Raw genomic sequence first — 23,781 nt, forward strand, 5'->3', positions numbered from 1 at the left:
TGAGCCGCGACGCATCGCCACTTGTCGCGCTGGCGGGCTTATAGCGCCTGTTGTCCAGCGCCGGCTGTGCGTATAATCGACCACTTTGTGAACAAGACTTGTGCTATGCAGCTGGTTCAAGGCCTCCACAACCTGCGGCCCCAACATAGGGGCTGTGTCGCCACCATCGGCAATTTCGACGGCGTGCACCGCGGCCATCAGGCCATTCTCAAGCGGTTGCGCGAGCGTGCGGCTGAGCTTGGTTTGCCCACCTGCGTGGTGATATTCGAGCCGCAACCGCGCGAGTTCTTCGGCCCGGATACCGCACCGGTACGTTTGACCCGTCTGCGCGACAAGCTCGAGCTGCTGGCTCGTGAGGGTGTGGACCGGGTGCTTTGCCTGGCGTTCAACCGCCGCCTGCGGGAACTCAGCGCTGCCGAGTTCGTCCATGCGGTCCTGGTCGAGGGGCTGGGGGCCCGGCATCTGGAAATCGGTGACGATTTCCGCTTCGGTTGCGATCGCGCCGGTGATTTCGAATTCCTGCAGCAGGCCGGTGCAGCGGAAGGCTTCAGCGTCGAAGCCGCGGCCACGGTGGAGCTGGATGGCCTGCGGGTCAGCAGCACCCGCGTCCGCCAGGCGCTGGCCGAAGGTGATTTCGCCCTTGCCGAACGCCTGTTGGGGCGCCCGTTCACCATTACCGGCCGGGTGCTGCACGGGCAGAAGCTTGGCCGTCAGCTGGGCACTCCGACCGCCAACGTGCAGCTCAAGCGTCGCCGGGTTCCGCTCAATGGCGTGTACCTGGTCAGCGTGGAACTGGAAGGCCGGCAGCTGCCCGGTGTTGCCAACATCGGTGTGCGCCCGAGCGTGAAGGGCGACGGGCGCGCCCATCTGGAGGTCCACCTGCTGGACTACGCCGGGGATCTCTATGACCGGCGGATCAGCGTGACCTTCCATCACAAGCTGCGTGATGAGCAGCGTTTTGCCTCCCTGGAGGCGCTGAAGTCGGCGATCGATGCGGATGTCGCTGCCGCCCGTGCCTATTGGCAGGGTACTCAATCAAATTGAAGAGCCTGGACTGAAATGACCGATTACAAAGCGACCCTGAACCTGCCCGAGACGGCATTCCCGATGAAGGCCGGTCTGCCCCAGCGCGAGCCGGAACTGCTGCAAAGCTGGAACAGCATCGATCTGTACGGCAAGCTGCGGCAGATCGGCGAAGGTCGCCCGAAGTTCATCCTGCACGATGGCCCGCCCTACGCCAACGGCAGCATCCACATCGGTCACGCGGTCAACAAGATCCTCAAGGACATCATCGTCCGCTCCAAGACCCTGGCGGGCTATGACGCCCCCTATGTGCCGGGCTGGGACTGCCACGGCCTGCCGATCGAGCACAAGGTCGAGACCACCCATGGCAAGAACCTGCCCGCGGACAAGACCCGCGAGCTGTGCCGTGCCTACGCCACCGAGCAGATCGAGGGCCAGAAGGCCGACTTCATCCGCCTGGGCGTGCTGGGCGACTGGGGCAACCCCTACAAGACCATGGCCTTCGCCAATGAGGCAGGCGAGATCCGCGCCCTGGCCGAGATGGTCAAGCACGGCTTCGTGTTCAAGGGCCTGAAGCCGGTGAATTGGTGCTTCGATTGCGGCTCGGCCCTGGCTGAGGCCGAGGTGGAGTACGCCGACAAGAAGTCCGACGCCATCGACGTGGCCTTCCCGGTCGAAGACGCCGACAAGCTGGCTGCGGCCTTCGGCCTGGCGAGCCTGTCCAAGTCGGCCGCCATCGTCATCTGGACCACTACCCCCTGGACCATTCCGGCCAACCAGGCCCTGAACGTCCACCCCGAATTCAACTACGCGCTGGTGGATACCGGCGCGCGCCTGCTGGTGCTGGCCGAAGAGCTGGTGGAATCCTGTCTTTCGCGCTACGGCCTGGAAGGCCAGGTCATCGCCACCGCCAAGGGCGAAGCGCTGGACCTGATCCGCTTCCGCCACCCCTTCTACGAGCGCCTGTCGCCCGTCTACCTGGCCGAGTATGTCGAACTGGGCGCCGGTACCGGCATCGTCCACTCCGCGCCGGCCTACGGCGAGGACGACTTCCGTACCTGCAAACAGCACGGCATGAGCAACGACGACATCCTCAGCCCCGTTCAGAGCAACGGCGTGTATGTGCAGGACCTGCCGTTCTTCGGCGGTCAGTTCATCTGGAAGGCCAACCCGGCCATCGTCGCCAAGCTGGAAGAAGTGGGCGCGCTGCTCAAGCACGAGGTCATCAGCCACAGCTACATGCATTGCTGGCGCCACAAGACTCCGCTGATCTACCGCGCCACTGCGCAGTGGTTCGTCGGCATGGACAAACAGTCGGAGCAGGGCTCCACGCTGCGCGACAGCGCCCTGGCCGCCATCGACAAGACCGAATTCGTTCCCGCCTGGGGCCAGGCACGCCTGCACGGCATGATCGCCGGCCGCCCGGACTGGTGCATCTCGCGCCAGCGCAACTGGGGCGTACCGATCCCGTTCTTCCTGCACAAGGCCACCGGTGAGCTGCACCCGCGCACCGTCGAGCTGATGGAAGAAGTGGCCAAGCGCGTCGAGCAGGAAGGCATCGAGGCCTGGTTCAAGCTGGACGCCGCCGAGCTGCTTGGCGACGAGGCTGGCCAGTACGACAAGATCAGCGACACTCTGGACGTCTGGTTCGACTCCGGTACCACCCATTGGCACGTGCTGCGCGGCTCCCATGCCGAGCTGGGCCATGCCAGCGGCCCGGCTGCCGATCTCTATCTGGAAGGCTCCGACCAGCACCGCGGCTGGTTCCACTCGTCCCTGCTGACTGGCTGCGCCATCGACGGCCACGCGCCGTATCGCCAGCTGCTGACCCACGGCTTCACCGTGGACGAGAGCGGCCGCAAGATGTCCAAGTCCCTGGGCAACGTGATCGCTCCGCAGCAGGTTACCGACAGCCTGGGTGCCGACATCCTGCGCCTGTGGGTATCGGCGACCGACTACTCCGGCGAAATGGCCGTTTCCCAGCAGATTCTCCAGCGCAGCGCCGATGCCTATCGCCGCATCCGCAACACCGCGCGCTTCCTGCTGGCCAACCTGAACGGCTTCGACCCGGCCAAGGACCTGCTGCCCGTCGAGGACATGCTGGCCCTGGACCGCTGGGCCGTGGATCGCGCCCTGCTGCTGCAGCGCGAACTGGAAGAAGCCTACGGCGAGTACCGCTTCTGGAACGTCTACTCCAAGGTGCACAACTTCTGCGTACAGGAGCTGGGCGGCTTCTACCTCGACATCATCAAGGACCGCCAGTACACCACCGCTGCCGACAGCGTGGCGCGCCGCTCCTGCCAGACCGCGCTGTTCCACATCGCCGAGGCACTGGTGCGCTGGGTCGCGCCGATCCTGGCCTTCACCGCCGACGAAATCTGGCAATACCTGCCGGGCGAGCGCAATGAATCGGTCATGCTGAACACCTGGTACCAAGGGCTGAGTGAGCTGCCGGAAGGCTTCGAGCTGGGCCGCGAGTTCTGGGAGCAGGTCATGGCCGTGAAGGCTTCGGTCAACAAGGAGCTCGAGAACCTACGCAGCAACAAGGCCATCGGCGGCAACCTGCAGGCCGAAGTCACCCTGTTCGCCGAAGACGCCCTGGCAGCCGCCCTGGCCAAGCTGGGCGATGAGCTGCGCTTCGTGCTGATCACCTCGGCGGCCGACGTGCAGCCGCTGGCCAGCGCCCCGGCCGATGCCGTGGAAACCGAAGTCGCCGGTCTCAAGCTGAAGATCCACAAGTCGGCCCACACCAAATGCGGCCGTTGCTGGCACCACCGCGCCGATGTCGGCCAGTTCGTGAAACACCCTGAGCTGTGCGGCCGTTGCGTGGAGAACATCGAGGGTGCCGGCGAGGTTCGACACTATGCCTAAGGCATACGGCCGCCTGGGTTGGCTATGGCTGACTGCCCTCGTGTTCGTGCTGGACCAGGCGAGCAAGTGGTTCTTCGAGAGCGAGCTCAACCTCTACCAGCAGATCGTGGTCATCCCCGACTACTTCAGCTGGACCCTGGCCTACAACACCGGCGCGGCCTTCAGCTTCCTGGCCGACAGCTCCGGCTGGCAGCGCTGGCTGTTCGCCCTGATCGCCCTGGTGGTCAGCGGCGTACTGGTCGTCTGGCTGAAGCGCCTGAAACCCGAGGAAACCTGGCTGGCCATTGCGCTGGCCCTGGTCTTGGGCGGCGCCCTCGGTAACCTCTACGACCGCGTGGTGCTTGGCCACGTGGTCGATTTCATCCTGGTGCATTGGCAGAACCGCTGGTATTTTCCGGCGTTCAACCTGGCCGATAGCGCCATCACCATCGGCGCCGTGATGCTGGCGCTGGATATGTTCAAAGCGAAGAAGTCCGGAGAACCCGCCCATGACTGAACATCGCATAGGGCCGGACATGGAAGTCACCCTGCATTTCGCCATCAAGCTGGATAACGGCGACGTGGTGGACAGCACCTTCGAGAAGAACCCGGCTACCTTCAAGGTGGGAGACGGCAACTTGCTCCCGGGCTTTGAAAGCGTGCTCTTCGGCCTCAAGAGTGGCGACAAGCGCGTCCTGGCCATCGAGCCCGAGCAAGGCTTCGGTCAGCACAACCCGCAGAACGTGCAGGTGATGCCGCGCGGCAACTTCCAGGACATGGAACTCTCCGAAGGCCTGCTGATCATCTTCAATGACGCAGCCAACGCCGAACTGCCCGGCGTGGTGAAGCTGATCGATGACACCCATGTGACCGTCGACTTCAACCACCCGCTCGCCGGCAAGCCGCTCTCCTTCGAAGTGGAGATCCTCTCGGTCCGCCCCGTCTGATGGGGCGGGGCACCTGTGGAGCGAGGGGGCGCCTAGTTCCTGCTCGCGAATGGGCGATTCCCGACCGCGACGGCTGCACGAGGTAACCAGCATGCAAATCAAACTCGCCAACCCCCGCGGCTTCTGTGCCGGCGTCGATCGCGCCATCGAGATCGTCAACCGCGCCCTGGAAGTCTTCGGCCCGCCGATCTACGTGCGTCACGAAGTGGTGCACAACAAGTTCGTGGTGGAAGACCTGCGCGCCCGTGGCGCGGTGTTCGTCGAGGAACTGGACCAGGTGCCGGACAACGTCATCGTCATCTTCAGCGCCCACGGCGTTTCCCAGGCCGTGCGCCAGGAAGCCGCCCGCCGGGGCCTCAAGGTGTTCGACGCCACCTGCCCCCTGGTGACCAAGGTCCACATGGAAGTTGCCCGCTACAGCCGCGACGGCCGCGAGTGCGTCCTGATCGGCCACGCCGGCCACCCCGAGGTGGAAGGCACCATGGGCCAGTACGACCCCGCCAACGGCGGTGCCATCTACCTGGTGGAGGACGAGGCCGATGTGGCCCGCCTCGTGGTGCGCAACCCGGACGCCCTGTCCTTCGTCACCCAGACTACCTTGTCCATGGACGACACCAGCCGGGTGATCGACGCCCTGCGCGCGCGCTTTCCCAGCATCGGCGGACCGCGCAAGGACGATATCTGCTACGCCACCCAGAACCGCCAGGACGCGGTCAAGCAACTGGCGAGCGAGAGCGACGTGGTCCTGGTGGTGGGCAGTCCCAACAGCTCCAACTCCAACCGCCTGCGGGAACTGGCCGAGCGTCTGGACACCCCGGCCTACCTGATCGACGGCGCCGAGGATCTCAAGCGCGAGTGGTTCGACCAGGCCGGTCGGGTCGGCATCACCGCCGGCGCCTCCGCCCCCGAGGTGCTGGTGCAGGGCGTGATCGACCAGCTTCGGGCGTGGGGCGCGGAAGTGGCCGTTGAGCTGGATGGCCGGCCGGAGAACATCACCTTCTCCATGCCGAAGGAACTGCGGGTGAAGGCGATCTGATTCCTGCCAGTGGAATGAAGAACGGGGCCCTTGGGCCCCGTTTTCGTTTCAGCTGATCAGTTGGATGGGCAGCGATCCCAGGCGTTAACCAGCGAGGCTCCGCCCGAGCGCACACCGGTGGAGGTCAAGGTCAGGGTGTTGGCTGCGCCTCCCCAGAGTCCGCCTTGGACAGGCGTAGCGGAGATCGAAAAGGTGGTTGCCGTGGCGTTGCCAACCACAAGGTTGAACTGTGCGGTGCCCTGTTCCGGGCTCTGGGTGGCATAGATATTCGGAACACCATCGGTAGCCGCGCCTACATAGGTGCCTTGTTGGGCCCGAAAGCGCTCCATGGCGTTCGCCAGTCCGGTCAGCGAGGCCTTTGCGGCCTCGCACGCATTTCGGCGCAGATAACCCTGATATGACGGATAGGCGATGCTTGCGAGAATCGCGACGACGACCACGGCGATCATCAGCTCTATCAGGGTGAATCCGTGCATTCCTCTTCGCATGGCCGTCCTCAATTGTCATCGATCCAGTAGGTGGATTCCTGGTAGGGGCCCTTGATGGTCTTGCATACGGTGCCAATGCAAAGCACCCATGGGCCATTATCCTTTCCGCCACCGCTGCCATCGCCATCATTGCCACTGCCGTTGTCAGGAAGCAGGAACACGGGTTTTGGCGGGATGCCGGCAGTTTTGAGTAGCGTGGCCCGATCAGCCTTGTCGGGGGTACCGCTCACGTTCTCCGCCGCAGGAGTCGCGTCGAACAGGTTGACCGTATAGGCGCGGGAAATCCCCTGCGCCGCGCGGCAAGAGTTGAGGCTGGCGGTGGGTTCGTAGGTAGTGAACACCAAAAGACCGGCGAAGGTGGCGGACTCGGAGAGCACCTTCTCGCCTCGTCCTTCCAGGCGGATGTACCAGCCGCCGGAGGTGCGTGCGAAGGCGGTGGCCGCGGCCGTCTGCTGCGTCGCGCTGCCTTCCTGGATCAGGTTGTCGGTGGCGTCATACAGGTTCGACTCGACGAGCGTCGTGTGGTTGTTGGCGGCATCCGTGGTCGGGTTGTAGACCAGCGGGGTACGGAAGGAATAGAAACGGTCCTGGGTCACCGCATTCAGTGGGTGGCCCCGATAGCCGGAGCCGATGTTGATCGCCAGCGTGCGAGTTCCATTGATGTTCAGCAGCGCCACATCCGGCTCGTTGTAGAAGCGGCGGAGCTTTTGTTCGAGCTGGGTGGCGGTCTCCGTCCCGGTGTCCGCGCCGATGACGTCGGCGAAGACGCCGTCGTCGGCGTCCGGTGCGCCGGAGCCGTTGCCGTTCACGGGGCTGACGAGGCTGCTGGCGGCGCTGCCGTTGTTGATGAAGAAGCGCCAGACCTGTCCCCCCATATCGCCCACGAAGAACTGGTCCGCCTTGCCATTGCGGTCAATGTCGATCACGCGGATGGGGGCCGGGATGCTGTACTGCATCTTGTTCAGGCGCAAGGTGTGGCCGGTGGCCGCCCCGCTGGCGGACCAGATCAACGCACCGGTGGTAGCGTTGACGATGTAGATGGCATTGCCCATGCCATCGGCGGTCCGAGCCCTGACATTGTCCTGATTGGTGTCGTAGCCGCCGCCGAAGATCAGTACTTTTGTGGCTGTGCCGCCGATGTCGACGGAAGTCAGCACCGGGGTGGACCAGGTTTGTCCAAGGCGTTCGAAGCCCGGGGTTTCTCCGCCCTTTATGAACCAGAGCATCTTCGGCGACGCCCGGTCGGTCACGTCGAGGGCATAGAGGCTGCGTCCGCCGCGACCCATGGTGGCGTAGGCATAGACGAACTCGCCCGTGTTCAGTCCGGTCAGCAAGCGAGGCGTGTCCGTCGAACTCGGGTCGCGCCCACCATAGATGACGCCATTGCCGTTCAGGTCGTTGGCCCAGAGCACTACGCTGTTGTCCATGCCATAGACCCGCGGCTTAACCGAGGTGGATTTGGCGTTGACCATCAGCGGCTTGATATTGGGCAGCAGTTCCGCCGGCATGAAGGCGAACTGCTCTTCGCCCGTTGCGGTGTTGAAGGCGTGAACCAGGCCTTCGTTGGTTCCAACGAAGGCGGTCTGGTCCTCGCTGGAGCAGGCCGTCAGCGCGGTGTTGCTGAAGGTGTTGCACTGGTAGGTCAGCAGACGCGGTACCGAGTGGAGCGGGTCACCCACGCTGTTTCTGACGGTACCATCTGTGTTGGTGCCGCGGATCCAGTTGATGAGCTGGCTGCGTTCTGTGGTGTCCGTCGCGCCCAGCACCGATTCGGTCAGGTTGGTGGTATTGGCCGTATCGATGCGGTGGGCAGGCACATCCAGTGTGACCGCACCTGACGTTGGGCTGTTGCCGAAGTAGGTGAAGAGCTTGCGACTGGCGTTCGCCGGAAGGTTCGCCGCCACCCCGCCCAGTGCGGTGTTGCTGCCATCGGCGCTGGCTGTCCAGAAGCTGCGCGCGCTGGCCTTGAAGAAACCGGTGGCCTGGTCGATTGCAGGGACGTCGTCCGCGTCCAGCACCTCACTGCCGGTGGTGTTGGTCAGCTTGTAGCGCTTGAGGTTGCCGATCCAGCGGTCGGTTTCCGAGGGTTTGAACAGAGCGAAGTAGATCTCGTTGCGGTTGGTCTGGCGGTTGAACTGGTTCACCGTCGCACCGGGACTCACGAAGGTGGTGTCGGTCGCCAATACCTCCTGGATGATTCGGTTGAAGGCACTGCTCAGCTCCGACGCGGATTCCGCCGTGTAGCTGCCGCCGCCGCCGTTGGTCGCCACTTCGGCGAGGAAGCGCTTGATCCCGGCGCTGGCCGTCGCGCCGCTGGCATCCAGGGCGAAACCGACGGTGTGAGTGGTGATGGTATTGGTGCCTTCGATGCTGGAGGACTGGTCATTCTCGGCGAGGAACTTGGCCAGATCCCGGGCACAAAGCTCACCACTGTCGGCGGAGGTGCAACTTTCGCCGATGATCGAGGTGATGCCGTTGACTGCCGAGGTAGTGTTGTTGTTCGCCTGGCCGTCGGTCAGCAGAACGATATGGTTAGCCTGGCAGGTGCTGTTGATCGGGCTATCCCGGCCGGAGATCGAGCCGCGCATGTAGCGCGCAGAGTCGTAGAGCGTCGGTACGATGGGTGTGCCGTCCTCGGCATACATGTTCTGCACCAGGGCGTTGACATGGCTGCGCACTGTGTTGGACAGGCCGCCATTACGGATCTTCAGCCGTAGCTTGATGGACTGGCTGGGGTTGGTCTCGTAGGCCACCGCCGTGAGTGAACTGGTGGAGGTATGGCGGATGAACATGTTCAGTGCATTGCCTCGGGTCCAGCTGTTGGAGACGCTGAACAGCGAGGTGAGTGACGAGGCGAGGCCGCCGATGTCACAGACCACGGGTTGCCCGGTAACCCAGCCGGTAGTGCTGTTGATCTGGCACTGCACCTCGCTGGTACGACTGCTTCGGTTGCTGAAGTTGTTGTTGCCCGTAGTGAAGGCCGAGGGTGTGTTGCTGTTCTGGAAACTGATCTGGCTGGTCAGGCTCGGGTTGTTCACCGTCGCGGCTGGGGTGATCAGGACATTGGCTTCCATGATCTCCGCGCCGGGGTTGATCGGCAGGTTATCGAAGCGCGCACCGATCTCCCGGGTGGTCATCGGCAGCGTCTGGCCGGCCAGGGTGACGGTGCCGGAGTTGTTCTGGTGCCCGTCATTCTTTTCCTCGGTGATACGGGCTTCGACAATTGAATTGAAGCAGCCGCCGGTGCCGCCTGTGTAGCTGACAGTCAAGGTGGGCTGGAGGCCTCCGGCGCCGTCGAAGCTACTGGCGGAAATCGCACCGACAGTGGACGTTGGCGTCAGGTAGAACGCCATGGCGTTGTTGCCGCACCAGCCTGAAAGGCCGACGACTTCCTGGACCTGTGCCGTGACATCGGGCCCCTGGATGGGGGCGGGCGTGGCCTGGAGCGGCCAGTTCGTGGGGCTCCAGGAGGTGGTGGCGGTGGTGGTGCTGCGGCTGGTGAGGTCTTCGCCGGTGGTGAAGCTGCTGGCGTTGCCGGTGCGCTCGGCCTTGACCTGGAAGGTCGGGAAGGGGGCTTCGGTGGTGGCTGCGGGCACGAAGCTGATGCGGGCTTCGGTGATGGTGGCCCCTTGGGGAATGCCGACGTCCTGGAAGCGCAAGGCCCCCATGCGTTGCTCGGGGGCATAGCCCTGGCTGGTGTAGCGAATGACCAGCGTAGGCGCGTTGCCGGCGGCGCAGCCCTCGACGCAGAAAGTGTAGTCCTGGTTGTTGTTGTTGTTCGTGGTAGGCGTCAGGCGGACGAACACCCCGGTGATCGGCGAGTTGGTCGGGTTGGTCGCGGGAGTGGCCGTGCGCAGGGTCTGGATCAGTCCGGTGATGTCCATGCGCACGCGGTTGCCGCTGATCCAGCCGAACGCCTGGGTGGTATCGCTGTTGAGGTAGCTGCGGGTACCCAGGGTGTTGTTGTCGTTAAGGGCGGCGGGTGCCTTGCTGCGCTCGACCTGGACACTGAAGACGGGGTTGCGCCGTCCGCTGTTGCCGGGGGTGTTGGTGGGCGTGACCTCGATGTAGGCCTCGCTGATCGTGGCCGTGCCCGGTACGTTCAGACCTTGGAAGTTGAACAGGGGCTCCTCGGGCGCACTGCGCCTGAGGTTCAGGTCGTTCTTCAGCGTATTGGTGCAGCGGATTGGATTGTTGCGGCTAGGCGGGTTGAGGCGGCAGGCATACTCGGTACCGCTAACGGTCACGCGATAGAAGGCTCCCGTGGTCGTAAGCACCGAGGTGCCGGCGCTTCCCTCGATGTCCTGCAGAGAGCTGATGGTACCCATCACCAGCGTCGGATCGGTCACCACTGCTCGGTTGTTGTTGCTGGCGTTGCCCTGGGTCGCATCGTCAGTGCTGGCGCGAATGCCCGGCGTGGTGGCCACCAGGTCCGCGTTACCCGGCAGGGACTGGTCGATATAGGTCACGGGGTAGACGAAGCGCGAGTCGCCGTATTCGCTGCGGCCGTTAAGGACCATCACGCCGACGTTGATGTCGCGGGTGTTGTTCATGATGTCGGCGAAGGATTCCTTCAGCACGTCCATCCGCGATTTCTGTGTGCCGGTCGCCGTGTTGTTGCTGTTCAGACGCCAGTTCATGGAGCCGGAGTTATCCAGCACGAACAGCACGTTGGGGCGAATGCCGCTGTCGATCGCCGGGCCGCCGAAGAAGATTTCGGTATCGTCCGCGTAGCTGTTGGCACCGCTGAACAGCAGGAGTCCGGCCATCAGGCTGACGGCGAAGCGGCGGGAGGTATCGAGCTTCTTGTTCATGGTTGATGCCCTCGGTGCTGCATCAGCGAATTTCAACGGTCATGTAGCCTTGGCGATGCAGGGCATTGGTGTTGCTGCCAGTGATAGTGGCGTTGGACGTGTCCAGGCTGGCGCTGCTGGAGATGTCATAGGTCATCACCATCGGCGTGCCGCTACCTTCGCGGATGGAGTAGCCGTCCTCCACCCTGGCAGCTACGGCGACTCTGGCTCTGGCTGCCATGTCCCCAGCTCCTGCCGCACATGCCTCTCCGCTCACATTCTTACAGTACAGGTAGGTCTGATCCGAAGGCGGGGCACTGGATGGGGTGATCTGGGCGATTGTGTTCGCCAAGCCATTCTCCGCCGCCTGGAAGGCGGTGTTGGACTGCTGTGCGTTGGACGACATGCGCTCCTGCAGCGCCGAGGTGGAGGCCGCCGTTACCGCAAGAGTCGTCAGGATAAGCAGCAGCACCAGGCTGACCAGCAGCACCGCGCCTCGCTGGGCATATCGGGGCATGACACTCATTGGCGGTTCCTCAATTCGATGGCCGTTGTGAAGGCTCGGCGAATACGCTGGTCGTTCACGGCGGCCAGGGTTGAATTGTCGCCGAGGTTGGCGATGGCGAACTGCTGGCTGCTGGCGCCACTCGAAGCATTGTCCGGGCTGGAAATCACCAGGCTGAGTTTCACCTGGCTGACTTGCTCACGCAGCGTGCTGCTGAGATCGGTCGCTGTGATCCAGCGCGTCTGGCCCCCATTGCGAATGCCGTAGAGCACCTGGAAGTTCTCGGCATCCGCGATCAGTTCCTGGGCGCCCGCGCCATCGTGGTTGTTGCGGCAGAGACCACGGCCGGAGGCGCAGATCGCGTAGGTGGATTGCACGACGCGATAGAGCCGTGCCCCGAGCATGACACCGCTGAAATTGGAGTTCGCGGTGGTGAGCGTCGTGGCGTTCTCGCCGGCAGCGTTGGGCTTGAAGATCACCACGTTCAGGCAGTCGGTCAGCAGGAAAGTCTGATCCGTGCTGAAGCTCATCGGGCTGGCCAGCGTCAGCGAGGTGCCGCCTATCGCCGATACGGTGATGGGCGTTGGGGAGGCATAGCGAATCGTCAGAGTGTCGCTGCCCGTTCCCACGCCTTCGATGACGCCGCCATTGACCGCCGTTTCATTGCGTGTACCGAACGCGTCGCGGGGGAAGATCAGGCTGGACCCGGTACGGCTGGCTATGCTGCTGCTGGCGCAGCCCTGATAGCCGGTTCTGCGGATGTCGCGCTTGATGACGTCCAGCGCGATACGGCCGCTTTCCTGGAGTCGGGAAAGTGCACTGTTGGCCCTGTCCGATGAACTCGCGTCGTTGAACAGCTGCAGGACTCCCAGCAGCAGAAGGCTGCTCAGGAGAATCGTCACCATCAACTCTATGAGCGAGAATCCGGAGCTATGGTGGCGGGACTCCATGACCGCATTCCTCATAGATCGACCCTCAACTGGAAGAAGCATCTGGCGTTCGCCGCGCTGTCGGGCTCTCCGGCCACCACCGTGTTGGTGTCGCCATCGATCACACCATTGCAGGCGAAGGTCTCCTCCTCGACCTCTTTGCTATTGACACTCGGAACCCAGCTGACCGTGATCAGGTAGCTGCGCCCGCTGCGTTGGACCGTACCGGCGCCGTTGGGTAGCGCCGCAACATAGTCGTTGCCGTCCACACCGGTGCCGTTCACATCGCGGAAGTTCTCCTGCCATTCCCGCAGGTCGAGGTCGGCAATATTGGCTGCCGTGCAGCCCGTAGTGCGACAGCCTGGGTCCGAGGGAACGCTGGTGTTAAGGAGGAATACGTAGTCATTGGCGGTCGTCGCCAGGGTGCGGTTCAGGCGTAGGCGATCCGCCATGTCGTAGGCGATCAGGCTGGCCTGTCCTCGCTGATAGGCATTCTGGTTGGATTGCAGGCTGGTCATCATCAGGCTGACCATGCCCAGCAGGCCGATGGCGAGGATCAACAATGCGATCAGCACTTCGATGAGGGTGAAGCCGCTGGCGCGGTGTGAGGTCATGGGCATGCAAGGTCTCCCGCTTGAAAGGCCCTGCTGCGAGACTGGCCGGCGGCGTTGATCAGGATGGTCCTGGAGTCGGCATCGCCCCGGCTGTCGCAGACACGCAGAGTCCCTCCGGCGCTGGTGCCATCGGTCGCGAAGACGACCGACGCGGTGCCCGAGCCCAGCACGGGGGTGTCGGCGGACAGGGACAGCACCCGCACGACACCGACATCGGCATTGCGGATCACCAGGCCGTTCGCCCAGCGGTTGTTGTTCGGGGCCGCGCAGGTCGACTGATTGCTGCTGGGACACACCGTCATCGCTTTGCGCTGCGTCACTGCTTCGCTGCGGGCAAGCTGGAGGACCCCCAGCAAGGCATTTGTCTGGGAAGTTATCCGGTTGTTCATGATGAGGGTCGAGAAGCTGGGGTAACCGATGCTGGCCATGATCGCCACAATGGCAATGACCACCATAAGTTCAATCAGTGAGAATCCTTTTCGCGAATACATTGCCGCGTTCCGTTTCTGCCTGGGAGAACACTACCCGATGAACGGATTATCAGCGCATTTGAGTGGACCAGCGAGCAGAATCAACGACGAGTTGCTGACAAGTTGCACCTATCGTCATCGGAGGGTGTTCGAGTTCTCACTCTGCCTGATACGTTGATCACGAGTGCGCGGACGGCGATGCCGTCCCGGCATAGCGTCAAGGTGCCGTTTGTTCCCGCGACCGTTCCGTCCGGCTTGTAAATGACCGAGTGAGACGGGCGGAATCCGCGCCAATGGACGTAGAGGTCGCCGGGGAGTGGTGTCACTCGGAGGAGGCTGTCGTCCGACGCTGGCCCGCCGCCTCCCGGGCTATCCTCGTAGACCATCAGCTGTCCATGCCAATGATTGCGCCGATTGCAGGCTGACCGACCTCCGCATATCCCCACCACCTTCCGCTCCATCACCGCCGTGCCACGTGCATAATGCAGCGCCCCGAGCAGTTGGTTGACGGCCTGCGTCTCGCGATTGTCTTGCACGGTCGAGACGAGGGCGGGTGTGGCCAGGCTGAGCAGGATGCCGGCGATCAGGAGAACGAAGAGCAGTTCGACGAGCGAGTACCCGAGTGGTCTTGTCATGGTCGGCGTCCTTGCCTGGGTGGGGTTGTGTGCGGGCAGTCTAAGGCGGGGGTTTTCGATGCCAACCGATGTAGGAAAAAGCGTCGCCATCGTGGGAGGCGGTGCCATAGGTCTATTGAGTGCCCTGGAGTTGGCCCGGCAGGGCTTGCAGGTAACCCTGCTGGAGCGCGGCGACACGGGGCGCGAGTCGTCCTGGGCGGGCGGCGGGATCGTCTCACCGCTATATCCCTGGCGTTACAGCAAGGCGGTGACGGCCCTGGCGCATTGGTCCCAGGACTTTTACCCACAGCTGGGTCAGCGGCTGCTGGGCGAAACCGGGATAGATCCCGAGGTGTTCGAGACCGGGCTCTACTGGCTCGACCTGGACGACGAAGCCGAGGCACTGGCCTGGGCGGAGAGGGAAGGGCGTCCACTGACGTCGGTGCCGATGGCGCAGGTGCATTCAGCGGTGCCGCCGCTAGGGGAAGGCTTTGGTCGGGCGATCCATATGGCCGGTGTGGCCAATGTGCGCAACCCGAGGCTGACCCGCGCCTTGCGCGAGGCGCTGGTGCGCATGCCGAACGTGTCGGTTCAGGAACACTGCGAGGTCCGCGGGTTCGTGCGTCGCGAAGGGCGGGTGCAAGGCGTCGAGACTGCACGGGGCGACGTGCTGGCGGATCGCGTGGTGCTGGCGGCGGGCGCCTGGAGCGGGGATCTGCTGGCTGGGCTCGGCCTGTCCCTGCCGGTGGAACCGGTTAAGGGGCAGATGATCCTGTTCAAGTGCGCCGAGGATTTTCTGCCGGCGATGGTCCTGGCCAAGGGGCGCTACGCGATTCCTCGTCGTGACGGCCATATCCTGGTGGGCAGCACCCTGGAGCATGCCGGCTTCGACAAGACGCCCACCGCCGAGGCGCTGGAAAGCCTGAAGGCCTCGGCTTTCGAGCTGTTGCCCGCATTGCGGGATGCCGAATTGGTCGGGCATTGGGCCGGACTGCGTCCAGGGTCGCCGGAGGGCATTCCCTTTATCGGGCCGGTGCCCGGGCTGGAGGGGCTCTGGCTGAACTGCGGCCATTACCGCAATGGCCTGGTGCTGGCGCCGGCGTCGTGCCGGTTGTTGGCTGACCTGATGCTGGGACGCGAGCCCATCATCGACCCGGCGCCCTACGCGCCGCCCGGCCGCGCGGTGTAGGAGCCGGCTTGCCGGCGAATGGCCTGGGGTTGTTTCGCGAGCGAGCTCGCTCCTGCGGGCGCGCGGTGCAGGAGCCGGCTTGCCGGCGAATGATGCGGGCCGCTTAGCGAGCGAGTTCGCCTGCGAGTCGGTTCAATCGATACCCAGCTTCTTCAGGCGATAGCGCATGGAACGGAAGGTCAGGCCCAGGCGCTGAGCCGCGGCGGTGCGGTTCCAGCGGGTTTCTTCGAGCGCCTGCATGATCAGCTTGCGCTCGATGTCTTCCAGGTAGTCTTCCAGGTTGTCGATCTGCGCCAGGCTGGCCTCTCCTGCCTCGGCGGCGCCGCTGGCTTCGGCAAGGCGCAGGTCGCGAGCCTGGATCTGGTCATCCTCGCAGAGCGTGTAGGCGCGCTCGAGCATGTTCTCCAGCTCGCGCACGTTGCCGGGAAAGCGGTAGCACTTGAGCTTGTCGAGGGCCTCCGGGGTGAGGCTGGCGGCTGGCAGTCCGCTCTGCTGGGCCAGGCGCTTGAGCATGGATTCGGCCAGCAGGGGGATGTCTTCGCGGCGTTCGCGCAACGGCGGCACGCTGAGTTCGATGACGTTGAGGCGGTAGTAGAGGTCCTGGCGGAAACGGCCGGCGGCCACTTCGGCGGCCAGGTCCTTGTGGGTGGCGCTGAGGATGCGCACGTCGACCACCACTTCCTGTTGCCCACCCACGGCACGCACGGCTTTCTCCTGGATGGCGCGCAGCAGCTTGACCTGCATGGCCAATGGCAGGTCGGCCACCTCATCGAGGAACAGGGTGCCGCCATTGGCCGCCTGGAACAGGCCCTGCTTGTCTTCCACCGCACCGGTGAAACTGCCCTTCTTGTGGCCGAAGAATTCGCTTTCCATCAGCTCGGACGGAATGGCGCCGCAGTTGACCGGCACGAAGGGGCGCTCGGCGCGCGGACCCTGCTCGTGGATGAGCCGCGCCACCAGCTCCTTGCCGCTGCCCGATTCGCCGCTGATGTACACCGGCGCCTGGCTGCGGGCGAGTTTCTGGATCTGCTTGCGCAGGGCGTTCATCGGCGGCGAGCTGCCCAGCAGGCGAGCGTCCACCGGCGCTTCGCCCTCTTCGGGAGCGCTGAGGCGCAGCGCCGTGTTGACCAGTTCGCGCAGGCGGCCGAGGTCCACCGGCTTGGTGACGAAGTCGAAGGCGCCTGCCTTGAGAGCGTTCACCGCGGTGTCCAGGCTGCCGTAGGCGGTGATCATCGCCACCGGAAGCAGCGGGTGGCGCTGCTGGATGTACTGCACCAGTTCCAGGCCGGTACCGTCGGGCAGGCGCATGTCGGTCAGGCACAGGTCGAAGGGCTCGCGGCCCAACCAATCGCGGGCTTCCTTGAGGTTGCGGGCGCTGCGGGTGTCGAGCTTCATGCGGCCGAGGGTGATTTCCAGCAGCTCGCGGATATCGGGCTCGTCGTCGACGATCAGGGCTCTCTGTCGGGTCATGGTCAGCTCAGTTTGCGCGGATGGGCGAAAGTGATGCGGAAGCAGCTGCCGCCGTGCTCGCGCGGTTTGTAGTCGAGGCGGGCCTGGTTGCTCTCGCAGAGTTCGCGGGAGATGTACAGGCCGAGGCCCGTGCCCTTGCTCTCGGTGGTGAAGAAGGGCTCGAAGATATTGTGGACCTGCTCAGGCGGGACGCCTTCCCCGTCGTCTTCCACTTCCAGTACCGGCAGGTCGCTTTCGGGGTCGCGGAACAGCTTGAGCCAGACCTGGGCCTGGCCGTTCTTCTTGCTGCTGTAGCGCAGGCCGTTCTGCACCAGGTTGGTCAGCACCTGGGTGAGCTGGTGCGGGTCCATGCGCGTCTGCAGGGTGCTGCCGAGCGTGCTCAGGTGCAGGGTCTCGTTCGGGCCGGAGGACTCGCGGAATTCGCTGGCGAAACGGGTCAGCCAGTACTTGAGGTCCAGCAGCTGCGGATCCGACTGGCGACGACGGGACAGCTGGAGCACGTTCTCGATCACGAGGTTCATGCGCCGCGAGTGGTCCTGGATGATCTGTGCCAGGCGCCGGTCAGGCCCCTGGAGTTCATCCGACTCCTGGAGCAACTGGGCCGCGTGGCTGATGGCGCCCAGGGGGTTGCGGATTTCATGGGCGATACCCGCGGTCAGGCGGCCGAGGGAAACGAGCTTGAGCTGCTGGGCCTGTTGGGCGATCTGCGAGATGTCTTCGAGGAAGACCAGGGTGTTCTGCTGACCGCCCCGCTGGAGGTGGACGAAGCTGGGTTGCAGCGTCGGGCCGTTGGCGAACGCCTGGAGGCTCTGTGGCCGGAGGGTCGGGTTGCTGAGCCAGTACTGCAGGCGTTCCAGCAGCGCGGGGCACTGGCTGCTCAGCGCACGCCCCGTCAGGTCGTCCTTGCCCAGCAGGGCCTGGGCGCCATTGTTGGCGAGCAGGATCTGGTTGCGGGGGTCGAGCACCAGGATGCCGGTGCGCATGCGCTCGAGGATTTGCGCGTTCAGCGCCTCCAGGGTCGCCACATCTTCTGCGCGCTGTTCCGCCAGCGTCTCGCTGATCTGCAAGCGCCGACTCAGCCCCTGGATGAACAGCGCCACGGCAAAGCACAGGGTGCCGAAGCCGCCGGCCTGGACGAACTGGCTGGAGGCCTCGGGCTGGCTGATGCTGAGGTAGAAGGTCAGGTAGATCAGCCCGATCGTCGCCACGGCGGCCACCAGGAGCCCGATGCGTCCGCGCAGGAGGATATTGGAGATGGCCACCGAGACCACGATGAGGTTGGCGATGCCGCTTGGTGTGCCGCCTGCCGTGAAGAACAGGCAGGAGAGCAGCAAGACATCCACCACCGCCAGGCTGAAGACCTGCACCATGCTCCGCGGGCGGGGCACCAGTGCGGCGATCAGGGCGTTCAGGATCAGGTAGAACCAGCTGGCGTTGCGGAACAGCTCGGGCTGCGCGAGATCCAGCAGGCGGTCGTCCAGTTCGCTGGAGATCAGGACCACCAGCACCAGGCCGATCAGCAGCCGGTAAAGGCTGTAGAGGCGGAAGATGCGCCGCCCCTGGGCGCTGAGCCCGGTCGGGAGGGGGCGGGTATCAGCGTTCACCGGAACCCTGGTCCTGTTCCAGGTGGGCGCGGCTGCAATACCAGCGATCGTCCCGGGACAAGGCGTGGTTGCGGGGGACGTGAACACCGCATTGTGCGCAACGCACCATCGGTTGTGTTTCATCCTGCTGGCGGGGCTGGGGGCGGGGCGTCGAGGGCTTCTTGAAGCGGCGCCACAGCCAGATGGCAACGAAGATCAGGACAATCCAGAACAGCAGGCGAAACATGCCGAAGGTGCTCACTACTTGGTGGAAAGCTGGCAGTTTAGCCAAGCCGGTTGGCTGCGCACAGAGACCGGCCGCACGCTGGTGCAACTTGCGTGGTTTTCGCTGCGGGCGCGCCGGAGTATGGTGGCGTTGAGGCGCATTCGACACCTTGCACACCACTCAGGAGACGGCCATGCGCCAAAACCTGCGAATCGTGATGGCCCAGCTCAACTTCCGCGTCGGCGACGTCCAGGGCAATGTCGAGCGGATCATCGAGGCGGCGTACTCTGCCCGCGAAGCCTGGGAAGCGGACGTCATCGTCTTCCCCGAGCTGTGCCTGTGCGGCTGCCCGCCGGAGGACCTGCTGCTGCGTTCCAGCATGCAGCGGCGCGTCGAGATGGGGCTGCAGCGGCTGCGCGACGAAGTGCGCGGCATCTACCTCGTGGTCGGTTATCCCTGGCTGGAGGATGAGCTGCGCTACAACGCCTGCGCGGTGATCGCCGATGGTCAGCTGCTGGCCAGCTACTACAAGCAGCGCCTGCCCAATTACCGCGTGTTCGACGAGAAGCGCTACTTCGAACCGGGACAGCAGCCATGCGTCGTCGATATCAAGGGTGTGGCGATGGCGCTGTCGATCGGTGACGACATCGGGTTTCCCGAGCCCATGGCCCAGGCCCGCGCAGCCGGGGCGAAGCTGATGCTCAGCCTGAATGCCTCGCCCTTCCATCTGGACAAGCAGCTGGAACGCGAAGAGGTGCTGGCCGAGCGGGTGGCCGAGGGCGAGATACCGGTGATCTACGTGAACCAGGTCGGTGGCCAGGACGAGCTGGTGTTCGATGGCGGCAGTTGCGTCATGGATACCGGCGGGATGATCTGCCAGCGCGCGCCGGCCTTCGTCGAGGGCCTCTACCCGGTGGACCTGCAGTTGCAGGACGGCGTCTGGCGGCCACGCCGGACCCATTGCGCCGAGCTCCCGGAACTGGAAGCGAGTGTCTACCAGGCGCTGGTGCTGGGCCTGCGCGACTACGTCCGCAAGAACGGCTTCACCGGGGCAGTGATGGGATTGTCCGGCGGTATCGACTCGGCCCTGACCCTCGCGGTGGCAGTCGACGCCCTGGGGCCGGAGCGTGTGGAAGCGGTGATGATGCCCTGCCACTACACGGCGCAGATCAGCCTGGAGGATGCCGAAACCGAAGCACACCTGCTGGGTGTCGGCTATCGGGTGCTGCCCATCGCGCCTGTGGTCGAGGCATTCCAGCAGGTCCTGGCGCCGGTGTTCGACGGCCATTCCCGCGATGTCAGCGAGGAGAATGTGCAGGCGCGCTGCCGCGGCATGCTGCTGATGGCCATTTCCAACAAGAAGGGCAGCCTGGTGCTGACCGCCGGCAACAAGAGCGAGCTGGCAGTCGGCTACGCGACCCTGTATGGCGATATGGCTGGCGGATTCGACGTCCTCAAGGATGTGCCGAAGTCGCTGGTCTTCCGTCTGGCCGAGTACCGCAACAGCCTGGGCCCGGTGATCCCGCCGCGGGTGATCGAGCGGCCGCCCTCGGCGGAGCTGGCCCCGGGGCAGCCGGATGAAGACTCGCTGCCGCCGTATCCGGTGCTGGACGAGATCCTAAAGCTCTATATCGAACATGACCTGTCGGCCAACGCCATCATTGCCGAGGGGTTCGATGAAGACACCGTGAACCGGGTGCTGGGCATGGTGGATCGCAACGAATACAAACGGCGCCAGGCAGCGGTGGGCATCCGGGTGACGAAGCGGGGCTTCGGTCGGGAGAGGCGCTATCCCATTACCTCGGGATGGCGGCTGGGGGATTAGCGCAGGAGCGTGCGCGGGCTCATTCCGTCGCAAGCGCTAGCCCGGATGCAATCCGGGGAAATCCAGCCGCCTTCGCCTGGCATAACCGCTGGGCGCGCCCACTCACTGGCGAATGGTTCGACGAGATTCGCGAGCAAGCTCGCTACGTTTGGAAGGCATGGAGCAATGAAAAAGGGAGGCCGAAGCCTCCCTTTCTTGCGTACCGCGCTGTATCAGTCGAACAGGCCGAAGGTCATGTAGCTGAACCAGGAACGGTCGCTCTGGTTGGCTTCGGACTCGTGCTCTTCTTCCCGCACTTCGTCCTGGTTCTCCGGCAGCAGTTCTGCCGGGATCTGTTCCTTGGCGTCTTCGTACTGCCTGATCACGTCCTGGGCGGCGCGGGTTTCGCCCGGGGGCAGCGGTGCATCGCTCTCGATCAGGCCCAGGGTCGCCTTGGCCAGCCAGGAACGGTTGTCGGCTTCTTCTTCGCGGGGAACGAACTGGCCGTCCACCAGGGACGGGTGGTCCGGGTAGTTCAGCTTCAGGGTTTCCAGGCTGGACGCGGCCAGCTCGTTCAGCCCCAGGCGCTGGTAGGACTCGACCATCACGGCCAGGCCATCGCCGACGGCGGGGGTTTCCTGGAAGTTTTCCACTACGTAGCGGCCACGGTTGGCGGCGGCGACATAGGCCGCACGGGTCAGGTAGTAGTGGGCAACGTGGATTTCGTAGGCGGCCAGCAGGTTGCGCAGGTAGATCATGCGCTGCTTGGCATCCGGGGCGTAACGGCTGTTCGGGTAGCGGCTGGTGAGCTGGGCGAACTCGTTGTAGGAGTCGCGGGCGGCTCCCGGGTCGCGCTTGGTCATGTCCAGCGGCAGGAAGCGCGCCAGCAGGCCACGGTCCTGTTCGAAGGAGGCCAGGCCCTTCAGGTAGTACGCATAGTCGACGTTCGGGTGCTGCGGGTGCAGGCGGATGAAGCGCTCGGCGGCGGACTTGGCGGCTTCCGGTTCGACATTCTTGTAATAGGCGTAGATCAGCTCGAGCTGGGCCTGTTCGGCGTAGCGGCCGAAGGGATAGCGGGATTCCAGGGCCTTGAGCTTGGCGATGGCGGGGGTGTAGCTGCTGTTGTCCAGATCGGCCTGGGCCTGCTGATACAGCTCGGCTTCGCTCAGGTTCTCGTCCACCACTTCCTTATTGGAGGAACAGGCGGCGGCGAGGGCGAGAGTGGCGATCAGCAGCAGGTGTTTCACTTGCATGGCGGCTTGCGTCCCTGTGACGGCTGGCTGTCTTGGCTGGAGCCGTCCTGTTATGATGGGCGCCCCGGAACCCCCGGGACAAAGACGCGGTATTTAACCACAAGCGCGCAACCGAAACCAAAGGCTGCGCCCCCTCCGTTTTCGAGCATGTCTTCCATTAACAAGCAGAGCATTCAACTCAGCGCCGAGGTCCCGTCCGAATTGGGCGGGCAACGTCTCGACCAGGTCGCTGCACAACTCTTTTCCGAGCACTCCCGTTCCCGTCTCGCCGGCTGGATCAAGGAAGGGCTCCTGACCGTTGACGGCAGTGTGCTGCGTCCGCGGGACATCGTGCATGGCGGTGCGCTGCTGGAGCTGAACGCCGAGCAGGAGTCCCAGGGCGAGTGGGTGGCCCAGGACATCGAGCTCAACATCGTCTTCGAAGACGAGCACCTGCTGGTGCTGGACAAGCCGGCCGGCCTGGTGGTGCACCCGGCCGCGGGGCATGCCGACGGCACCCTGCTCAATGCCCTGCTGCACCATGTGCCGGACCTGGAGAATGTGCCGCGAGCGGGCATCGTCCACCGCCTGGACAAGGACACCACTGGCCTGATGGTGGTGGCCAAGACCCTCGAAGCCCACACCCACCTGGTGGCGCAATTGCAGGCGCGCTCCGTGAGCCGCATCTACGAGGCGGTGGTGGTCGGCGTGATCACCTCCGGCGGCAAGGTGGACGCTCCCATCGGTCGTCATGGCCAGCAGCGCCAGCGCATGGCTGTCGTGGCCGGCGGCAAGCCTGCGGTCAGCCACTATCGGGTGCTGGAGCGCTTCCGTTCCCATACCCATACCCGCGTCAAGCTGGAAACCGGCCGTACCCACCAGATCCGTGTGCACATGGCCTATGTGAACTACCCGCTGGTGGGCGACCCCGTCTACGGCGGTCGTTTCCGCATTCCGCCGGCGGCGAGCCAGACCCTGATCCAGACTCTCAAGGATTTCCCGCGCCAGGCCCTGCATGCGCGCTTCCTCGAACTGGACCACCCAGTGACCGGCGAGCGCATGAAGTGGGAATCCCCGCTGCCTGACGATTTCGTCTGGCTGCTCACCCTGCTGCGCCAGGATCGCGAGTCCTTCGAGCAATGACCAACTGGCTGAAGCCCGATTGGCCTGCGCCTGCGCGGGTGAATGCCTGTGTCACCACCCGCGACGGCGGCTTCAGCCTGCCGCCGTTCGAGGGCCTGAACCTCGGCAGCCACGTTGGCGACGATCCACACGCCGTCGAAAGGAATCGCCAGGTGCTGACCTCCACCCTGGCTTGCCGGCCAGCCTGGCTGAGCCAGGTGCATGGCGTGCGCGTCGTGCAGGCTGATCCGGCTCGCGTGGTCGAGGCGGATGCCAGCTGGACGGCGGAACCCGGCGTCGCCAGTGCGGTTCTGACGGCCGACTGCCTGCCGGCGCTGTTCTGCGACCGCGCCGGCAGCAAGGTTGCGGCTGCCCACGCCGGCTGGCGTGGCCTGGCCAATGGCGTGCTGGAGGCGACCCTGGATGCGCTTGCCTTGCCGGCCGACGAGGTACTGGTCTGGCTCGGCCCGGCCATCGGCCCGGCAGCCTTCGAGGTCGGTCCCGAGGTGCGCGAAGCCTTCGTTGCCAGTCATCCCGAAGCGGACCAGGCCTTCCGGCCCAGCGTCAACCAGGGGAAGCACATGGCCGACATCTACCAGCTGGCGCGCATTCGCCTCGCCGCTCGCGGCATCCACGCCGTGTATGGCGGCGGCTTCTGCACCGTCAGCGATCCGCGCTTCTATTCCTACCGCCGCGCCGCGCGCACCGGCCGCTTCGCCAGCCTGGTCTGGCTGGCCGACTGACTGCCCAGGCAGGATGAAGGCGCGCCAGGTCCTTGGCGAATGAATTCGCCCCCACAGAAAACGGCAGCACTTGCAGGTTGGGTAGAGGAACGAGACCCAACATTTCGTGGCTGATGCCGGGCGCGTTGGGCCTCGCTGCGCTT

General features: G+C 64.6%; 20 protein-coding genes. 9 read left to right on the forward strand and 11 right to left on the reverse strand.

The features are described from left to right. Positions 1 to 105 precede the first annotated feature (105 nt). From ribF to ispH, 5 genes are all read left to right on the forward strand, one after another. Positions 106 to 1,044, forward strand: a complete 939-nt coding sequence (gene ribF, locus ACFW0B_RS18920; protein ID WP_151131843.1) for a bifunctional riboflavin kinase/FAD synthetase — start codon at positions 106 to 108, stop codon at positions 1,042 to 1,044. A gap of 15 nt (positions 1,045 to 1,059) precedes the next feature. Beyond that, on the forward strand, positions 1,060 to 3,894 hold the full coding sequence (gene ileS / locus ACFW0B_RS18925; RefSeq protein ID WP_449150543.1) for an isoleucine--tRNA ligase: 2,835 nt from the start codon (positions 1,060 to 1,062) through the stop codon (positions 3,892 to 3,894). Further along, a complete protein-coding gene (gene lspA, locus ACFW0B_RS18930; protein WP_449150544.1) occupies positions 3,887 to 4,390 on the forward strand; it encodes a signal peptidase II in 504 nt (167 codons plus the stop codon). Before ileS ends, lspA begins: the two co-directional genes overlap by 8 nt. Next, entirely contained in the window at positions 4,383 to 4,820 is a 438-nt protein-coding gene (locus tag ACFW0B_RS18935; RefSeq protein WP_449150545.1) for an FKBP-type peptidyl-prolyl cis-trans isomerase, read from the forward strand. The genes lspA and ACFW0B_RS18935 overlap by 8 nt, the downstream gene beginning before the upstream one ends. Before the next feature lie 91 nt (positions 4,821 to 4,911). Further along, the gene (gene ispH, locus ACFW0B_RS18940; RefSeq protein WP_004420133.1) at positions 4,912 to 5,856 is read left to right on the forward strand and encodes a 4-hydroxy-3-methylbut-2-enyl diphosphate reductase; all 945 of its coding nucleotides are present in this window, start codon (positions 4,912 to 4,914) and stop codon (positions 5,854 to 5,856) included. A 56-nt stretch (positions 5,857 to 5,912) separates the two neighbouring features. On the opposite strand, the gene ACFW0B_RS18945 is transcribed toward ispH, so the two are convergent. The 7 genes from ACFW0B_RS18945 to ACFW0B_RS18975 form a co-directional block, all read right to left on the reverse strand. Beyond that, positions 5,913 to 6,332, reverse strand: coding sequence for a type IV pilin protein (locus ACFW0B_RS18945; protein WP_192817691.1), 420 nt, complete (start codon positions 6,330 to 6,332; stop codon positions 5,913 to 5,915). A gap of 20 nt (positions 6,333 to 6,352) precedes the next feature. After that, the gene (locus ACFW0B_RS18950) at positions 6,353 to 11,158 is read right to left on the reverse strand and encodes a PilC/PilY family type IV pilus protein (protein ID WP_449150546.1); all 4,806 of its coding nucleotides are present in this window, start codon (positions 11,156 to 11,158) and stop codon (positions 6,353 to 6,355) included. Positions 11,159 to 11,180: 22 nt separating this feature from the next. Beyond that, positions 11,181 to 11,663 carry a PilX N-terminal domain-containing pilus assembly protein gene (locus tag ACFW0B_RS18955; protein WP_051050677.1) on the reverse strand — a complete coding sequence of 161 codons (483 nt, stop codon included), beginning with the start codon at positions 11,661 to 11,663 and terminating at the stop codon, positions 11,181 to 11,183. Further along, on the reverse strand, positions 11,660 to 12,592 hold the full coding sequence (locus ACFW0B_RS18960) for a PilW family protein (RefSeq protein WP_004420129.1): 933 nt from the start codon (positions 12,590 to 12,592) through the stop codon (positions 11,660 to 11,662). The genes ACFW0B_RS18955 and ACFW0B_RS18960 overlap by 4 nt, the downstream gene beginning before the upstream one ends. A gap of 11 nt (positions 12,593 to 12,603) precedes the next feature. Next, the gene (pilV, locus tag ACFW0B_RS18965) at positions 12,604 to 13,191 is read right to left on the reverse strand and encodes a type IV pilus modification protein PilV (protein WP_004420128.1); all 588 of its coding nucleotides are present in this window, start codon (positions 13,189 to 13,191) and stop codon (positions 12,604 to 12,606) included. After that, positions 13,182 to 13,676, reverse strand: coding sequence for a GspH/FimT family pseudopilin (locus ACFW0B_RS18970; RefSeq protein WP_036991271.1), 495 nt, complete (start codon positions 13,674 to 13,676; stop codon positions 13,182 to 13,184). Before ACFW0B_RS18970 ends, pilV begins: the two co-directional genes overlap by 10 nt. Before the next feature lie 80 nt (positions 13,677 to 13,756). After that, entirely contained in the window at positions 13,757 to 14,290 is a 534-nt protein-coding gene (locus tag ACFW0B_RS18975; protein ID WP_449150547.1) for a GspH/FimT family pseudopilin, read from the reverse strand. A gap of 58 nt (positions 14,291 to 14,348) precedes the next feature. On the opposite strand from ACFW0B_RS18975, the gene thiO reads away from it, so the two are divergent. Continuing rightward, on the forward strand, positions 14,349 to 15,458 hold the full coding sequence (gene thiO, locus ACFW0B_RS18980; protein WP_004420126.1) for a glycine oxidase ThiO: 1,110 nt from the start codon (positions 14,349 to 14,351) through the stop codon (positions 15,456 to 15,458). A 132-nt stretch (positions 15,459 to 15,590) separates the two neighbouring features. On the opposite strand, the gene ACFW0B_RS18985 is transcribed toward thiO, so the two are convergent. Genes ACFW0B_RS18985 through ACFW0B_RS18995 form a run of 3 tightly spaced genes read right to left on the reverse strand, consistent with a single transcriptional unit; the run spans position 15,591 to position 18,758 of the window. Then, positions 15,591 to 16,928: a sigma-54-dependent transcriptional regulator gene (locus ACFW0B_RS18985; protein WP_449150548.1), complete on the reverse strand. Its 1,338-nt coding sequence runs from the start codon at positions 16,926 to 16,928 to the stop codon at positions 15,591 to 15,593. Positions 16,929 to 16,930: 2 nt separating this feature from the next. Next, entirely contained in the window at positions 16,931 to 18,532 is a 1,602-nt protein-coding gene (locus ACFW0B_RS18990; protein WP_449150549.1) for a sensor histidine kinase, read from the reverse strand. Continuing rightward, positions 18,522 to 18,758, reverse strand: coding sequence for a PP0621 family protein (locus ACFW0B_RS18995; protein ID WP_449150550.1), 237 nt, complete (start codon positions 18,756 to 18,758; stop codon positions 18,522 to 18,524). The genes ACFW0B_RS18990 and ACFW0B_RS18995 overlap by 11 nt, the downstream gene beginning before the upstream one ends. A 172-nt stretch (positions 18,759 to 18,930) precedes the next feature. Between ACFW0B_RS18995 and ACFW0B_RS19000 the strand changes: the two genes are divergently transcribed. Further along, entirely contained in the window at positions 18,931 to 20,562 is a 1,632-nt protein-coding gene (locus tag ACFW0B_RS19000; protein WP_449150551.1) for an NAD+ synthase, read from the forward strand. Positions 20,563 to 20,774: 212 nt separating this feature from the next. Here ACFW0B_RS19000 and ACFW0B_RS19005 read toward each other — a convergent pair whose 3' ends face one another. Then, on the reverse strand, positions 20,775 to 21,794 hold the full coding sequence (locus tag ACFW0B_RS19005; protein WP_449150552.1) for an outer membrane protein assembly factor BamD: 1,020 nt from the start codon (positions 21,792 to 21,794) through the stop codon (positions 20,775 to 20,777). A gap of 147 nt (positions 21,795 to 21,941) precedes the next feature. Here ACFW0B_RS19005 and rluD point away from each other — a divergent pair, with 147 nt between their 5' ends. Together rluD and pgeF are read left to right on the forward strand one after the other, a co-directional pair. Continuing rightward, a complete protein-coding gene (gene rluD, locus ACFW0B_RS19010; RefSeq protein ID WP_449150553.1) occupies positions 21,942 to 22,916 on the forward strand; it encodes a 23S rRNA pseudouridine(1911/1915/1917) synthase RluD in 975 nt (324 codons plus the stop codon). Further along, the gene (pgeF, locus tag ACFW0B_RS19015; RefSeq protein WP_449150554.1) at positions 22,913 to 23,638 is read left to right on the forward strand and encodes a peptidoglycan editing factor PgeF; all 726 of its coding nucleotides are present in this window, start codon (positions 22,913 to 22,915) and stop codon (positions 23,636 to 23,638) included. Before rluD ends, pgeF begins: the two co-directional genes overlap by 4 nt. The last annotated feature ends 143 nt before the right edge of the window (positions 23,639 to 23,781 follow it).

The sequence above is a fragment of the Metapseudomonas phytobenefica genome (genome assembly GCF_043392685.1).
Taxonomy (GTDB): Bacteria; Pseudomonadota; Gammaproteobacteria; order Pseudomonadales; family Pseudomonadaceae; genus Metapseudomonas.

Excerpts from the sequence above, each read along its gene's own strand:
- rluD (WP_449150553.1), top strand. The coding sequence starts at position 21,942 with ATGTCTTCCATTAACAAGCAGAGCATTCAACTCAGCGCCGAGGTCCCG.
- ACFW0B_RS18960 (WP_004420129.1), bottom strand. The coding sequence starts at position 12,592 with ATGGAGTCCCGCCACCATAGCTCCGGATTCTCGCTCATAGAGTTGATG.
- lspA (WP_449150544.1), top strand. The coding sequence starts at position 3,887 with ATGCCTAAGGCATACGGCCGCCTGGGTTGGCTATGGCTGACTGCCCTC.
- ACFW0B_RS18995 (WP_449150550.1), bottom strand. The coding sequence starts at position 18,758 with ATGTTTCGCCTGCTGTTCTGGATTGTCCTGATCTTCGTTGCCATCTGG.
- ACFW0B_RS18955 (WP_051050677.1), bottom strand. The coding sequence starts at position 11,663 with ATGAGTGTCATGCCCCGATATGCCCAGCGAGGCGCGGTGCTGCTGGTC.
- pgeF (WP_449150554.1), top strand. The coding sequence starts at position 22,913 with ATGACCAACTGGCTGAAGCCCGATTGGCCTGCGCCTGCGCGGGTGAAT.
- ACFW0B_RS18935 (WP_449150545.1), top strand. The coding sequence starts at position 4,383 with ATGACTGAACATCGCATAGGGCCGGACATGGAAGTCACCCTGCATTTC.
- ACFW0B_RS19000 (WP_449150551.1), top strand. The coding sequence starts at position 18,931 with ATGCGCCAAAACCTGCGAATCGTGATGGCCCAGCTCAACTTCCGCGTC.
- ACFW0B_RS19005 (WP_449150552.1), bottom strand. The coding sequence starts at position 21,794 with ATGCAAGTGAAACACCTGCTGCTGATCGCCACTCTCGCCCTCGCCGCC.
- ACFW0B_RS18975 (WP_449150547.1), bottom strand. The coding sequence starts at position 14,290 with ATGACAAGACCACTCGGGTACTCGCTCGTCGAACTGCTCTTCGTTCTC.
- ACFW0B_RS18985 (WP_449150548.1), bottom strand. The coding sequence starts at position 16,928 with ATGACCCGACAGAGAGCCCTGATCGTCGACGACGAGCCCGATATCCGC.
- ispH (WP_004420133.1), top strand. The coding sequence starts at position 4,912 with ATGCAAATCAAACTCGCCAACCCCCGCGGCTTCTGTGCCGGCGTCGAT.
- thiO (WP_004420126.1), top strand. The coding sequence starts at position 14,349 with ATGCCAACCGATGTAGGAAAAAGCGTCGCCATCGTGGGAGGCGGTGCC.
- ribF (WP_151131843.1), top strand. The coding sequence starts at position 106 with ATGCAGCTGGTTCAAGGCCTCCACAACCTGCGGCCCCAACATAGGGGC.
- ileS (WP_449150543.1), top strand. The coding sequence starts at position 1,060 with ATGACCGATTACAAAGCGACCCTGAACCTGCCCGAGACGGCATTCCCG.
- pilV (WP_004420128.1), bottom strand. The coding sequence starts at position 13,191 with ATGCCCATGACCTCACACCGCGCCAGCGGCTTCACCCTCATCGAAGTG.
- ACFW0B_RS18950 (WP_449150546.1), bottom strand. The coding sequence starts at position 11,158 with ATGAACAAGAAGCTCGATACCTCCCGCCGCTTCGCCGTCAGCCTGATG.
- ACFW0B_RS18970 (WP_036991271.1), bottom strand. The coding sequence starts at position 13,676 with ATGTATTCGCGAAAAGGATTCTCACTGATTGAACTTATGGTGGTCATT.
- ACFW0B_RS18945 (WP_192817691.1), bottom strand. The coding sequence starts at position 6,332 with ATGCACGGATTCACCCTGATAGAGCTGATGATCGCCGTGGTCGTCGTC.